A 14,506-nucleotide genomic window follows, 5' to 3' on the forward strand; every position below is an offset into this window, starting at 1 on the left:
CACAGATTTCGTTCGCCTTCGAGAGGCTCCGATGCGCCGTTTCGCCCCCGCCCTGACCGGGCTCCTCTGCGCGCTGGGCGCATGGGCTTCGCCCGTGGCCGCCTACGAGATCGATCCACTCACACGCCAGCCACTCGACAACGCCCTGGTCATCCGGGTGCGCCCGCAGGCCACGCCGGTGGCCCTGCCCACCGCCAACGCCTCGCTGCCCGCCGATCCGATGGCACCGTCCTCCGCCGTGCCGCAGATGTCGGCGATCCAGCGCGAGGAAGTCGTCTATGCGGGCGGCTACGCGGCCGGCACCATCGTGGTCTCCACCGCCGAGCGCCGCCTGTACTACGTGCTGGGTGACGGCAAGGCCCTGCGCTACGGCGTCGGCGTCGGCCGTCCGGGCTTCACCTGGGGCGGCGTGCAGACCATCACGATGAAGCGCGAGTGGCCCGATTGGCGTCCCCCGGCCGAGATGCTGCGCCGCCGCCCCGACCTGCCGCGCTTCATGAAGGGCGGCATCGAGAACCCCCTCGGCGCCCGCGCCATGTATCTCGGCAACTCGATCTACCGCATCCACGGCTCGAACGAGCCGGAGACCATCGGCACCGCCGTGTCCTCGGGCTGCATCCGCATGACCAACGACGACGTGGCCGACCTCTACACCCGCGCCAAGGTGGGCGCGAAGGTCATCGTCCAGCGCTGACCGGCGCGAACCCAAGTCAGGTAACGACGAGGGGTCGGCGGAAACGCCGGCCCCTTTCGCGTTGGAAACCTACTTCGACACCGCGAAGAACCGCGACAGCAGCCAGAGCGGCACCACCACCACGGCGCCGGCCAGGATCCAGCGGCCGAAATCGTGGAAGGTGGCGAGGCCGAGGTCGATCAGGGTCCGCACCGCGTCGTAGGCGTGCCAGAAGAGGAGGCCCGGGGTGACGCCCAGGGTCGCCATCACGGCGCCGACCAGCACCGACAGGAACAGCAGCTTCATGAAAACGGCGGCGGGCGAGCCGCCGAGGAAGCGCCGCAGGGCCGAGCGCCGGCCCTGATCCGGGAACGGTGCGCCGGCATAGGGCTGGCCCGGGTAGGGCGAGGGACGGCGCGGATCGTGTTCGGGGGTCATGCCGGAGGTCATGCGATGTTTCCTGGGAACGCCCGGCCCGTATCACGGCGGCGCGCTTGAGCCCCTTCTCAACCCGCCGATCCCGGCGGAACCGTGACGCGGACGCCACAGGACGGGAGGAAACCCAACCGGGCTTGAGGCGTTGGGCGATTTCGCACAAGCCACGGATGGCACCGATGCCCGCGCGGTCCCATTCTAGGGTCTGGAGTCGGTGGCGCGCGTCGCGACGGCCGACCTGTCAATGAAACGAACGGATTCATGATCGACCACGCCCTGTTCGATCCGGCGATGATCGAACCGGAAACCAAGCGCCTGAACGCCGAGATCGTGGCCGCCCATGCCGCGCAGGGCGACCCGTGGTCGATTCCGATGACGGAGGTGCGCGCGCGCCGTCGCCAGGGCACGCAGGCCTCCCCGGCCATGCCCCGCAGCGCCCGGGCCGAGACCCTGACCATCGACGGGCCCGGCGGTCCGCTGGACTTGCGCGTCATCCGCCCGAACCCCAAGAAGTGGGCGAAGCTGCGCGGCGCCTACCTGCACATTCATCGCGGCGGCTGGGTCTGGGGATCGGCAGACGAGCAGGACCCCTGGCTGGAGCGCATCGCCGACGTCTGCGGCTTCGTCTGCCTTTCGGTGGAGTACCGGCTGGCGCCGGAGCATCCCTATCCGGCCGCCCTCGAGGACTGCGAGGTGGCGGCCCTCTGGCTCGCCGGTCCCGGCAAGGCGGAGTTCGGCATCTCCGCGCTGACCATCGGCGGCGAATCGGCGGGCGCGCAGCTCGCCGTGATGGTGCTCCTGCGCCTTCGCGACACGCACGGCCTGCCCCGCGCCTTCCGGGGCGCCAATCTGAACGCGGGCTTCTTCGATCTCGGGCTGACGCCCAGCGTGCGCAACTGGGGCGCGGAGCGCCTCGTGGTGAACACCGAGGACCTGACGCGCTTCGCCGACGTCTACGTGCGCGACGGCATCGACCGGCGCCGGCCCGACGTCTCGCCGCTCTACGCCAACCTGAAAGGCCTGCCCCCGGCCCTGTTCACGGTGGGGACGCACGATCCGCTCCTCGACGACACGCTCTACATGTCGGCGCGCTGGGCCGCGGCCGGCAATGGCGGACACACCGCGATCTATCCGGGCGGGTGCCACGTCTTCGTGCGCTACCCCGGCGCGATGACGGAGCGCGCCCTCGAACTGATGGACCGGTTCCTGATGGCCCTGGCCTGAGCACGACGCCCGAGACACCGACGCCCGAGACACCGCTGCCGGAGCGCTTCGCGGCCTGGTTCGCCGCGCGCGGCTGGGCGCCCCGGCCGCACCAGCTCGAACTCCTCGACCTCGTGCGCGCAGGCCGATCCGCCCTGCTGGTGGCACCCACCGGGGCGGGCAAGACCCTGGCGGGCTTCCTGCCGAGCCTGACGGCGCTTGCCGAGCACCCCGCCTCGGCGGGGCGCCCGGCTTCGGTCAAGGCCCGCGGGCTGCACACGCTCTACATCTCGCCCCTGAAGGCCCTGGCGGTGGACATCGCCCGCAATCTCGAGGCGCCCATCGCCGAGATGAGGCTGTCCATCCGCGTCGAGACCCGCACCGGCGACACGCCCTCGCACAAGCGCACCCGGCAGATCGCGCGCCCGCCCGACATCCTGCTGACCACGCCGGAACAGCTCGCTCTGCTCATCGCCCACCGCGAGGCGGCCGACCTCTTCGCCGGACTGTCCTGCGTCGTCCTCGACGAACTGCACGCCCTGGTCACCTCCAAGCGCGGCGATCTCCTGTCCCTGGCGCTGGCCCGGCTGCACCGCCTCAGCCCGGGGCTGACCGCGATCGGGTTGTCCGCCACCGTGCGCGAGCCGGACGAGCTGCGCCGGTATCTGGTGCCGCAGCAGCCCGCCCCGCCCCCATCCCTCGTGGAGGGCAGCGGGTCCGGGGTGGCGATGGCCGACCTCGTCGTCGTGCGGGGTGGCGCCGCGCCCGATCTCCACATGCTCGACACCGGCCTGACCCTGCCCCTCGCCGGCCACACCGCGTGGCAGGCCATGCCGGCGATCTACGACCTGATCGGCCGGCACCGCACGGTTCTGGTCTTCGTCAACACCCGCCTCCAGGCCGAGTACACCTTCCAGGAACTCTGGCGGATCAACGACGCGAACTACCCCATCGCCCTGCATCACGGCTCCCTCGACGCCACGCAGCGCCGCCGCGTCGAGGCCGCGATGGCGGCGGGGCAGCTGCGGGCCATCGTCTGCACCGCCACCCTCGACCTCGGCATCGACTGGGGCGACGTCGACCTCGTGGTGAACATCGGCGCGCCGAAGGGCGCGAGCCGGATCATGCAGCGCATCGGCCGGGCCAACCACCGGATGGACGAGCCGTCGAAGGCCTATCTGGTGCCGGCCAACCGCTTCGAGATGCTCGAATGCCAGGCCGCCCTCGACGCCGTGGAGGCCGCCGCCCAGGATACGCCGGACGCCCGCCTCGGCGCCCCCGACGTGCTGGCCCAGCACGTCCTCGGCATGGCCTGCGCGGATGCCTTCGACGCGAACCTACTCTACAATGAGATCGTCTCGGCCGCGCCCTACGCGACTTTGTCGTGGGAGGATTTCGAGGCGGTGGTCGATTACGTGGCGACCGGCGGCTACGCGCTCCGCGCCTACGAGCGCTTCGCCAAGATCCTGCGCGGGCCGGACGGCCTCTGGCGGGTGCGCGATGCGCGCATCGCCCAGCAATACCGGATGAACGTCGGCACCATCGTCGAGTCCGCCAAGGTCAAGGTGCGCCTCGCCCGGGGCGTGCGCGGCAAGCCCGGCGCGATCCTGCCCAAGGGCGGGCGGGTGCTCGGCGAGATCGAGGAGGATTTCGCCGACACCCTGACGCCGGGCGACACCTTCCTGTTCGCCGGCGAGGTCCTGCGCTTCGAGGGCCTGTCCGAGGACGAGGCCCTGGCGACCCGGGCCGGACCCGGCACCGACCCGGCCATCCCCTCCTACGCGGGGGCGAAATTCCCGATCTCGACCTTCCTCGCCGCGCGGGTGCGGGCGCTCATCGCCGATCCGTTCGAGTGGGACCGGCTGCCGCGACAGGTCTCGGATTATCTCCTGCAGCAGCGCACCCGTTCCGTCCTGCCCGGCCCGACCGGTCTGCTGGTGGAGACCTTTCCCCGCGCCGGGCGCTACTACCTCACGGCCTTTCCCTTCGAGGGCCGCCTCGCCCACCAGACCCTGGGAATGCTGCTGACCCGCCGCCTGGAGCGGGAGCGGATGCGGCCGCTGGGCTTTGCCGCCAACGATTACGGCATCGCCATCTGGCTCACCCGGGATGTCGGCGAGCGCATCGGCCGCGAGCCGGACTTTCTGGAAGCCTTGTTCGCCGAGGACATGCTGGGGGACGACCTCGAGGCCTGGCTCGACGAATCCGCCATGATGAAGCGCACCTTCCGGCAATGCGCGGTCATCGCCGGGCTGATCGAGCGGCGTTATCCGGGGCAGGCCAAGACCGGCCGTCAGGTCACGATCTCGACCGACCTCGTCTACGACGTGCTGCGCAAGCACCAGCCGGACCACCTCCTCCTGAAGGCCGCGCGCCAGGATGCGGCAACCGGACTCCTCGACGTGAAGCGCCTCGGTATGATGTTGAGGCGCATCCAGGGGCGAATCATCCACAAGGCGCTCGATCGCGTCTCGCCCCTCTCCGTGTCCGTGATGCTCGAGATCGGGCGCGAGCGGGTCTACGGCGAGGGCGCGGACGAGATCCTGGCCGAAGCCGAGGCGCAGCTGCTCGAAGAAGCGCTGGGCTGAGACGCGGTGAAGCCCCCCTTCCAGAACTCAGAGGATGCGGTTTTGGCGCTCGGCCAGAGACTTGAGAAGACCACCCGGGCCCCCGGCCTGACCCTCGCCGGAGAAACCCTCGCCCTCGACCTCTGCGGCGGCCTCTGGCTCGGCGCGCACCGGACCCTGATCGTGTCCGATCTCCATCTGGAGAAGGGCTCGGCCTTTGCCGCGCGCTCGGGCCAGTTCCTGCCGCCCTACGACACCCGCGAGACCCTGGCCTGCCTGCACGAGATGGTGGTTCGTCTCGACCCCGCACGCGTGGTGGCGCTGGGCGATTCCTTCCACGACGCGCGCGGTCCCGAACGGATGGAGCCGGGCGACCGCGCCATGGTGGCGGCCCTGCAGGAGGGGCGCGACTGGGTCTGGATCTCGGGCAACCACGACCACGCCGTCACCGAGGGCGTCGGGGGGCGCTACGCCGAGACCCTGGCGCTCGGCGGCCTGACCCTGCGGCACGAGCCGACCGCCGACGCCCCCGAGGGCGAGGTCGCCGGCCATCTGCATCCCTGCGGCAAGGTCGCGATGCGCGGGCGGGCGGTGCGCCGGCGCTGCTTCGTCACCGACGGCAAGCGCCTGATCATGCCGGCCTTCGGGGCCTATGCGGGCGGTCTCAACGTGCGCAATCCCGTCTTCGAGCCGCTGTTCCCGGCGGGCTTCACGGCGCATCTCCTCGGCGACGGCCGCGTCTTCGCCATCGGCAAGGCGATGCTGAGCAAGGACTGATAAAGGTCCTTTCCGCTCAGGCGGCCACCAGCAGGGACGCACCGGCGACCCCGGACAGGACGAGGCGCAGGCGCCCGAGCCAGACCGGGACGAGGCCGCGCCGGGGCAGATCCTGGTCGACGAGGCCCCAGGCCAGCACGAGGACGCCGAGGACGCGCAGGTCCCACGGGGCGGGCGCGGCCAGCGCCGCCCAGGCGACGAGGGACGGCAGGATGGCGATGGCGTAGTCCGCGCCACCCGAACCCCGCGCGGCGGCCGCCCCCCAGCGGATGCCGCCGAGGAACGACGCGATGACGGCGCCGTAGGTCGAGAGCACGAGGCGGGGACTGAGGCCGATGGTGCCGAGCCCCGCATCCGTCCCGCTGACGGAGAGCAGGGCGAAGCCCAGGAACGGAATCAGGCCGGCGATCCCCAGGACGAGGGCGGCCGGTGGAACCGCTGTGACACGCGCCATCGGGTCTCCAGGCTTGGTGGCCACCCCGGTCGGCGGCACGGGCATCGGGAACGAGGGGCGGGCGTGACCCGCCCCTCCAAACCCTAACGCCCGGAGGCCTCGTCCGCTGCATCGCGAACGGGCGGCAGAAGCCCGCATGCCGGTGGGCGCGGGCTCCCGTCAGATGCGGCGCGCCGGGGGCGTGGCGCCGGGGCTCGGCGGCGGAGCGCCGAGCAGGCTCATGGAATTTTCGATCGCGAACGGAGCCGGCGGCTCGTTCGCGGCCGGGTCGGGCGTGCGGGCCTTGAAGGCGGCGACCTGCGCCTTCGCGGCGGCCAACGCCTTCGGATCGAGCTTGGCGGCCACGTCGTCCCGCTTCTTGGCCGCATCGCTGTCGCCCTGGGCCGAGGCGGCCGAGAACCAGAGGTAGGATTGTTCGAGATCCTGCTGGACGCCGAGGCCGCGCGCGTAGAGCACCGCGAGATTGTACTGGCTGTCGCGCAGGCCGAACTCGGCGCCGCGCTTGAACCATTGCGAGGCCGTGGCGAAGTCGGGCTTGCCGTTGGCGGTTGGGGTCTCGGCGTAGATCACCGCGAGGTTGTGCATGGCCCGCGCGTTGCCGAGTTCCGCCGCACGGCCGTACCAGAGCTTGGCCTGGACGAGGTCGCGGGGCAGGCCCACGCCCTTCTCGTGGAGGCTGGCGAGCTTGTACTGCGCCGGGGCGTATCCGGAGGCAGCCACCTTCTCGAGGATGCGGGCCGCCATGACATTGTCGCGCGGCATGCCCCGGGCCTCGGAGGCGCGGGTCGCGAGGTCGTAGGCGGCGGCCGCGTCCCCGTCGAGGGTGGCCTGCCGCAGCTTGCCGAGGGCGGGCGGCACGCCCGCGAGGTCGCCAGACAGGCTCGCCAGAGCCGGGACCTTGGGCGGCCCGGCCCGGTCCGGGCCCGACTTCGCGGGGTTCGCCGGGATCGCGGCGCCGGGTGTCTCGGCCAGGGACTGGGTGGTCTGGGGCTCGGCCGGCGCCTTCGCCTCGGCTGCCTTCGCCTCGGCTGCCTTCGCGGGGGCGGGCTCGTCGGCGACGGCCTGGGTGGTGGCGGGCGCGCTCTCGGCGGCCGGCGGCAACGTCGCCGCCTCGGACATCGCTGGTTCCACCGCGCCGGTCGAGCGGCGGGCGTTCACGGCCTGGAGGGCGCCGAGGGCGAGGACGATGGCGGCCAGGCCGAGGAGCAAGGGCTTGCGGCGGCGATCGATCTCGCCGCGCAGGCGCGCGAGACGGCCCCCGCGCTCGGGCGCCTGGGCGGCGTCGCGGGCCTCGGGGGGGTCGAGGGGAATGGACTGGCCCGCCGCCTCCGCCTGGGCGGCCTGGGCGGCCCGGCGGGCGGCGGCGATGAAGCTCGTCTTGATGTCGCTGTCGGCCACGGCCGGCGTCTCGACGGACTCGGTCGCGCGCTCACGGCCGGGCCGGCCGGCCCCGGGCTCCAGGGGCAGGTCGGGGCCGGTATGGAGCGCGGCGGGAATCGCGGGCCGGCTTCCCCGGGGTCCGTCGCTTCGGGGTCCGGCCCGGTCGAGGGGCGGGCGTTCCGAAGGCATGCGCTCCGGAATCGAATCGCGGCCCAGGCGGCCGGAACCTGTCGAGGCGGCCTCCCCTTCCAGGGTGCCGAGGCGGCCGACGAGGCGCTCCAGGGCCGAGTAGACGCCGTTGAGGGTCGACTGCATCCGCTGCTCGGAGGCGACCTGATGCGCGCGCAGATCGGCCAGGCTGGCCCGCAGCAGGCCGACCTCTTCCGGATCGGCGACGGCGCCGATGCTTTCCGCGACGGCGTTGCGAGCCGCGCGCTCCACCGCCGCCTCGATCGGCGCCTCGGCCCGCAGGGCCGACACCTGATCGAGGAGGTCGCTCATGGTGCGCTCGAGGCCGGCGAGCGCCGGATCGGCGTCGCGGGTGTCGATCCGCTGGGCCAGCGCCAGGACCTGCTGCTCCAGCGCGTCGAGGCCCTCGTCGCGAGGGCCATCGCCGGTGCCGACGCGGTCGAGCTTGACCGTGAGGTCGTGCAGCATGCTCCGGATCGAGGCGAAATCCTCCTCCGGCGCTGCCGGACGGCGCAGCGTCGCCCCGAGGTCTTCGAGACGGCCGATGAGGTCGCCCACCGGATTGATGTGGACCCGCTCGACCTGCTCGGAAAGCGCGTCGAGGCGGTGCAGGATGGCGTCGGACTGCGCCCCGGTACCCATCGGCGCGCTGCCGCGCAGGGCATCGAGTTTGGCGCCCATCTCCTGGATCTGCTCGCCGATTCCGGAATCCGGGCCCGAACGCAGACCGCTGCGGATCTCCTCCAGGAGCGGACGCAGTTCGGCCAGGCTCCCGGCCTCCCCGGGCTTGCCATCGTGCAGCTGCGCGATCTGGGTGCTGATGGTCTGCAGGCCCGAGGCGAGGCTCTGGATGCGCTCGGGGCCGGCAAGCGCGCCGATCAGGCGACGGATCTCGTCGAGCTCCCGGAACAGGCCCCCGAGCACGTCCTGCTCGGCGAAGCCCGCCGGCGCGCTGTGCAGGGCCCCGTCCACCTTGGCGGCGAGGCGCTCCACGTCCGCCGCGACGCGGGCATGGACGTTCTCGGCCACGTCCTCGGCCAGGCGCGCGACCTGGACCCGGATCAGTTCGATCGGGGCCGCGATGGCGGCGAGGTCCGACGGTGCCTGGGCGCGCTGCACCCCGGCCGCCAGGGCCCGCATGGCCTGCTCCAGAGCGCCGACGTCGCGGCCGCTGGCGAGGCCGCCGATGGATTCGCGCAGGCGCGAGGTCTCGTTCTGGAGTTCGGCGATGGCCGGGGAGCTCGCCTTGGGAGCCTGTCCTTCGGGAGCCTGTCCTTCGGGGGCCTGTGGCTCCGGGGCCGTGCCGGTGGCGAGTTCGCGCTGGCGCTGGCGGATCTCGCTGACGGCGTCGCGGATCTCGGTCTCGGCGGCCCGGCCCCGGCGGCCGAGGGGCCGCGGTTGGGCGAGCTGCGAGCCGATCTCGGTCATCCGGCGCTCGATCTCCGACAGGCGATCGACAAGCTCGGACGGAGCGGCGGCGGGTTGGGCGGCGGCGCCGAGGCGCGCTTCGATCCCCGCGATGGTGCGGCTGGCCGCGTCCTGCGACGCCTGGCTCTCGCGGCGCATGCGCTCGTCGATGGCATCGAGGCGCTGCATCATCTCGGACAGGGCCAAATCGATCCCTGCGGCGGCCGGAGCCGGAGCCGGTGCCGACGTCGCCATGGGTGCGGGCTCCGCCGCTGCGGCCTGGAAAGGCGGAGCGGTGGCCCGGAGATGCGCGGCAGCGGCCTGGACAGGCGGAGCGGGTGGGATTTCCGCCGTCGTCTGCGCCATCGGAGGCGTCGGCTGACGCTGCTCTCCGGTCGCGGCGCGCGCCGCAGCCTCCGGGTCCACGATGGAGGCGATCCAGGTCTCGACGGGGATTCCGGCGCGCCGCGCCACGTCTCGGGCCGCCTCGAGCACGTCGGGGTCGAAGCCTTCGAGGTTGAGCGTGGCGGTGCGTGTCATCGTCAAACCTGACTCGGCGAAGTCCGTGGCTCGATCCGGGCAAGGCCCCCACGCCAACGCGGGTAGGCGTTAACGGCAGATCGCATGTCCCCGACATTTGGTATTCTTGGTAAACACCCGGTTAAGGTCTCTGCGTCGGACGTCGCGAACGCGCGGCGGCTCCCGCGAATCTTCTCCTTTGCGCCCGGCCAAAAATAGTTTAGATATGAACCATCAGGTGCGCCGGGGGCCGCAGGGCCTTCCAAGAACGCAACCGTTTCCGGGAGATGATGCGCGATGCCAAGCTACAAGGCACCCGTCGAGGACGTGCTGTTCCTGCTCAACGACGTGTTCGGGTTCCACCGCTACGACAACCTGCGCGGCTTCTCGGACGCCTCGCCGGACGTGATGGAGGCGGTGCTCAACGAGGGCGCCAAGCTCGCCGAGACGGTGCTCGCACCCCTGAACGCCGTCGGCGACCGGGAGGGTTGCATCCGCCATCCCGACGGCAGTGTCACGACACCGAAGGGCTTCAAGGCCGCCTACGACGCCTATGCGGGCGGCGGCTGGATGGGCCTGTCGATGCCCGAGGCATACGGCGGGCAGGCCCTGCCCCACACCCTCAACACCGCGATCCAGGAATTCGCCTCCGGCGCCAACCTCGCTCTCGGCATGTATCCGGGCCTGACCCAGGGCGCGATGGCCGCCCTCCTGGTGCACGGCTCGGAGGAGCAGAAGGCGCTCTACCTGCCCAAGATGGTGGAAGGCGCCTGGACCGGCACCATGAACCTGACCGAGCCGCATTGCGGCACGGATCTCGGCCTCCTGAAGACCAAGGCGGTGCCGAACGGCGACGGCTCCTACAGCCTCACCGGCACCAAGATCTTCATCTCGGCGGGCGAGCACGACCTCTCCGAGAACATCATTCACCTTGTCATCGCCCGCATCGAGGGCGCGCCGGCCGGGACCAAGGGCATCTCGCTCTTCGTGGTGCCGAAGTTCCTCGTGAACGACGACGGCTCGGTGGGCGCGCGCAACCCGGTCTCCTGCGGCTCCCTCGAGCACAAGATGGGCATCCACGGGAATTCCACCTGCGTGATGAACTACGACGGGGCCAAGGGCTGGCTCGTCGGCCAGGAGAATCGCGGCCTCAACGCGATGTTCGTGATGATGAACGAGGCGCGCCTCGCGGTCGGCGTCCAGGGCCTCGGCCAGTCAGAGGTCGCCTACCAGAACGCCGTCGCCTACGCGCGGGACCGGCTCCAGGGCCGCTCGCTCACCGGCGCCAAGGCGCCCGAGAAGGCCGCCGACCCGATCATCGTCCACCCCGACGTGCGCCGCACCCTGATGGGCATCCGCGCCTTCAACGAGGCCGCCCGCGCCCTCGTGCTCTGGACCGCGCTCCAGGCCGATATTGGGCATCGTTCCGACGATGCGGCCGAACGCCAGAGCGCGGATGACCACATGGGCCTGATGACGCCCGTGGTGAAGGGCGTCCTCACCGACAAGGGCTTCGCCAACGCGGTCGAGGCCCAGCAGATGTTCGGCGGCCACGGCTACATCGAGGAATGGGGCATGTCGCAGTTCGTGCGCGATGCCCGCATCGCCATGATCTACGAGGGCGCCAACGGCATCCAGGCCATGGACCTCATCGGCCGCAAGCTGCCCAAGGACGGTGGCCGCGCGATGATGAGCTTCCTCGGCGAGGTCCAGACCTTCATCAAGGACCACGGCGAGGACGACGGCATGAAGCCCTTCGTCGCCCCCCTCCAGGCCGGTCTGAACGACCTGCAGGGCGCCACCATGTGGTTCATGCAGAACGCCTTCTCGAAGCCCGACAACGCGGGTGCGGGCGCCACCGACTACATGCACCTCCTCGGCCTCGTCGCCATGGGCTACATGTGGGCGCGCATCGCCAAGGCGGCCCTCGCCCGGCAGGCCGAAGCCGCTTCCGACGCGATGGCCGCCAAGCTCGTGGTCGGCCGCTTCTACATGGAACGGATGCTGCCCGAGACCGCGACCCGGCTGGTCCGGATCAAGGCCGGATCGGAAACCACGATGGCGCTCAGCGCCGAGGCTTTCTAAGAAGGCTCCCGACCCCTCTCCCCCTTGCGGGAGAGGGTGGCCCGGCCGCGAGGCCGGGTCGGGAAAGGGGAACGCCGCCTCCGGACGGGGCGCTTCCCTCTCCCGGCTCACTGACGTTCGCCACCCTCCCCCGCGGAGGGGGGAGGGAAACAAGGAAACGCGCATGCCCGAGGCCTTCATCTACGACCACGTCCGCACCCCCCGGGGACGCGGCAAGCCGGACGGCGCCCTGCACGAGGTGACGGCGCTTCGCCTCGCCGAGGTGGCCCTACGCGCCCTGAAGGACCGCAACGCCCTCGACACGCGCCGCGTCGACGACGTCGTGCTCGGCTGCGTCGATCCGGTGGGCGAGGCCGGCGGCGACATCGCCCGCGCGGCCGCCCTGGTGGCCGATTACGGCACCCACGTGCCGGGCGTTCAGATCAACCGCTTCTGCGCGTCGGGCCTCGACGCGGTGAACTTCGCCGCCGCGCAGGTCATGGCCGGCCAGCACGACATGACGGTGGGCGGCGGCGTCGAGTCGATGAGCCGCGTGGGCCTGGGCGCCTCTGGCGGAGCCTGGCCGGTGGACCCGGCCATCGCGATCAAGTCCTGGTTCATGCCCCAGGGCGTGTCCGCCGATCTCATCGCCTCGAAATACGGCTTCTCCCGCGACGATTGCGACGCCTACGCGGTCGAATCGCAGAAGCGTTCGGCCGCCTCCTGGGCCGAGGGGCGCTTCGCCGACGCGGTGGTGCCGGTGCGCGACATCAACGGGATCACGCTGCTGGCGCACGACGAGCACATGCGGCCCTCCACCGACATGCAGTCGCTCGGGCAGCTCAAGGCCTCCTTCGTCCAGATGGGCCAGATGGGCGGCTTCGACGCCGTGGCGATCGACGCGCATCCGGACGTCGAGACCGTCAACCACGTCCACCATGCGGGCAACTCGTCGGGCATCGTCGACGGCGCCGCCGCCGTGCTGATCGGATCGCGCGAGGCCGGCGATGCCGCGGGCCTCAAGCCGCGCGCCCGCATCCGCGCCTTCGCCAATATCGGGTCGGACCCGGCCCTGATGCTCACAGGCCCCGTCGACGTGACGAAGAAGGTTTTGGCCCGCGCCGGCATGAGCCTGTCCGACATCGACCTGTTCGAGGTCAACGAGGCCTTTGCCGCCGTGGTGCTGCGCTTCCAGCAGGCCTTCGACGTCGACCCGGCCCGGATCAACGTCTGCGGCGGCGCCATCGCCATGGGCCACCCTCTGGGCGCCACGGGCGCGATGATCCTCGGCACCGTGCTTGACGAACTGGAGCGCACCGGCAAGGAGCGCGCCCTCGTCACCCTGTGCATCGGCGCCGGCATGGGCACGGCCACCATCATCGAGCGGGTGTGAGGTCGGGTCGCCTCCCCATCCCTCTGGCAATGGGGTAGACGGCGGCGCCCGCCGTCGCCCGGCGGTGGGCTCACAAGAAGACTTTCGAGGATACGCCACGATGACGCGCCTGCTCGCCACCCTCTGCCTGACCACGGCCCTGTGCCTGCCGATCGCCGCCCGCGCCGACGACATGGCCGACCGGATCGCCACGGCCAAGGACCTCGTCCAGAAGACGACGCTGAAGAACCTCGAGGTCGGGTTCACCGGCGCCCTCGAGAAGACGGTCGCGCCGATGAAGGAGGACAAGGCCGAGGCGGTGCGCAAGGAGATCCGCGCCGAGTTCGACAAGCAGCGCGAGACCATGCTCGACGGCCTGTCGAAGGCCTATGCGGAGAAGTTCAGCCTCGACGAGCTGAAGCACCTCGCCGACATCTATGGCGACAAGACCTACCAGAAGTTCCAGACGATCAACGCCGATCCGGCCTCCACCGTCACGGCGGTCTCCCAGGCCTCGGTGACCAAGCTCCTCAACATGCTGGCGATCGCGGCGGCCGGCGACTCGGTGGCCAACGGCGCTCCGGGCGCGCCCGGCGCCCCGATGCCGATGCCGGCGCGCTGAGGCGGTTCGGCGGGCGCTCCGATGGCCGTTTCAAGCCACCAGCGCGTGGTCGTACCCGCCCGCCGGGAAGCCCGTCACCGGCGGGAGCGCCTCCAGGCGCGGCTTGGCGAAGTGGTAGCCCTGGAACAGGGTCGCGCCGAGGCCGCGCAGGGTGTCCAGCTCGGCGGCCGTCTCGACCCCCTCGGCGATCACCGCGATGCCGAGCGAGCCGGCGATGCCGATGATGCCCGCCACGATGACCTGGCGGCGTTGGTCGGTGTCGATGCCGCGCAGGAGGTCCATGTCGATCTTGATGAGGTCCGGCTGGAAGTTCGCCAGCAGGCTCAAGCCCGCGAATCCCGCGCCGAAATCGTCGAGCGCCGTCAGGAAGCCCTGACGGCGATACTCGGAGACGATGCGCGAGACGTGGGCGGTGTCGCGGAACTTCTCGTTCTCGGTGAACTCGAACATGATCCGGTCGTGCGCGAAGCCTGCCTTGCGCGCCGCCTCCAGGGACGAGCGGATGCAGGCCGCCGGTTCATAGACGGCGTTCGGCATGAAGTTGATCGACAGGCGCGTCGCGTCGTCGGCGGGAAAGAGGCGTCCGGCGAGCTCGATCGCCTTCACCCGCGCCGCCTGGTCGAACCGGTAGACCGTCTCCGGGGTCACGCGCCCGAGGATGGAGGCGGCGGATTCGCCGCCCGTGCCGCGCACGAGGGCCTCGTAGCCCCAGACCCGGCTCTCGGCCAGATCGAGGATCGGCTGGAAGGCCATCGTGAAGGTGAAGTCGAGTTCGGCGCCATCGCGGCAGCCCTGGCAGCCGATCCGTCCGGTCATGGTCTTGTCCTGTCGCAGCGATGTGCTT

Annotated in this window: 11 protein-coding genes; 7 read left to right on the forward strand and 4 right to left on the reverse strand. The window is 71.3% G+C overall.

The window, feature by feature from the left end; translation table 11 throughout:
* Positions 1-31 precede the first annotated feature (31 nt).
* Positions 32-694, forward strand: coding sequence for a L,D-transpeptidase (locus tag K2X24_RS09360; protein WP_292497086.1), 663 nt, complete (start codon positions 32-34; stop codon positions 692-694).
* 69 nt (positions 695-763) lie between these two features.
* On the opposite strand, the gene K2X24_RS09365 is transcribed toward K2X24_RS09360, so the two are convergent.
* Positions 764-1,111, reverse strand: a complete 348-nt coding sequence (locus tag K2X24_RS09365; RefSeq protein ID WP_238278472.1) for a DUF6460 domain-containing protein — start codon at positions 1,109-1,111, stop codon at positions 764-766.
* A gap of 258 nt (positions 1,112-1,369) precedes the next feature.
* Between K2X24_RS09365 and K2X24_RS09370 the strand changes: the two genes are divergently transcribed.
* From K2X24_RS09370 to pdeM, 3 genes are read left to right on the forward strand one after another with little or no spacing between them, the layout of a single operon-like run.
* On the forward strand, positions 1,370-2,332 hold the full coding sequence (locus K2X24_RS09370) for an alpha/beta hydrolase (RefSeq protein WP_292497088.1): 963 nt from the start codon (positions 1,370-1,372) through the stop codon (positions 2,330-2,332).
* Positions 2,329-4,899 carry a ligase-associated DNA damage response DEXH box helicase gene (locus tag K2X24_RS09375; protein ID WP_292497178.1) on the forward strand — a complete coding sequence of 857 codons (2,571 nt, stop codon included), beginning with the start codon at positions 2,329-2,331 and terminating at the stop codon, positions 4,897-4,899. The genes K2X24_RS09370 and K2X24_RS09375 overlap by 4 nt, the downstream gene beginning before the upstream one ends.
* Before the next feature lie 42 nt (positions 4,900-4,941).
* Positions 4,942-5,655: a ligase-associated DNA damage response endonuclease PdeM gene (gene pdeM, locus K2X24_RS09380; protein ID WP_292497180.1), complete on the forward strand. Its 714-nt coding sequence runs from the start codon at positions 4,942-4,944 to the stop codon at positions 5,653-5,655.
* Positions 5,656-5,671: 16 nt separating this feature from the next.
* Here pdeM and K2X24_RS09385 read toward each other — a convergent pair whose 3' ends face one another.
* Together K2X24_RS09385 and K2X24_RS09390 are read right to left on the reverse strand one after the other, a co-directional pair.
* Positions 5,672-6,109, reverse strand: coding sequence for a DUF3429 domain-containing protein (locus K2X24_RS09385; RefSeq protein WP_238278460.1), 438 nt, complete (start codon positions 6,107-6,109; stop codon positions 5,672-5,674).
* A gap of 159 nt (positions 6,110-6,268) precedes the next feature.
* A complete protein-coding gene (locus K2X24_RS09390; protein WP_292497090.1) occupies positions 6,269-9,625 on the reverse strand; it encodes a hypothetical protein in 3,357 nt (1,118 codons plus the stop codon).
* A 276-nt stretch (positions 9,626-9,901) separates the two neighbouring features.
* Here K2X24_RS09390 and K2X24_RS09395 point away from each other — a divergent pair, with 276 nt between their 5' ends.
* The 3 genes from K2X24_RS09395 (at position 9,902) to K2X24_RS09405 (ending at position 13,662) form a co-directional block, all read left to right on the forward strand.
* Positions 9,902-11,689, forward strand: coding sequence for an acyl-CoA dehydrogenase C-terminal domain-containing protein (locus K2X24_RS09395; RefSeq protein ID WP_292497092.1), 1,788 nt, complete (start codon positions 9,902-9,904; stop codon positions 11,687-11,689).
* Between the two features lie 163 nt (positions 11,690-11,852).
* Positions 11,853-13,061: an acetyl-CoA C-acetyltransferase gene (locus K2X24_RS09400; protein WP_243911376.1), complete on the forward strand. Its 1,209-nt coding sequence runs from the start codon at positions 11,853-11,855 to the stop codon at positions 13,059-13,061.
* A 100-nt stretch (positions 13,062-13,161) separates the two neighbouring features.
* Positions 13,162-13,662: a hypothetical protein gene (locus K2X24_RS09405; RefSeq protein ID WP_292497095.1), complete on the forward strand. Its 501-nt coding sequence runs from the start codon at positions 13,162-13,164 to the stop codon at positions 13,660-13,662.
* 30 nt (positions 13,663-13,692) lie between these two features.
* Here K2X24_RS09405 and K2X24_RS09410 read toward each other — a convergent pair whose 3' ends face one another.
* Complete coding sequence (locus tag K2X24_RS09410; protein ID WP_292497097.1) at positions 13,693-14,478, reverse strand: EAL domain-containing protein; 786 nt, start codon at positions 14,476-14,478, stop codon at positions 13,693-13,695.
* Positions 14,479-14,506 lie beyond the last annotated feature (28 nt).

Source organism: Methylobacterium sp. (genome assembly GCF_019750675.1).
In the GTDB taxonomy this organism is placed as follows: Bacteria; Pseudomonadota; Alphaproteobacteria; order Rhizobiales; family Beijerinckiaceae; genus Methylobacterium.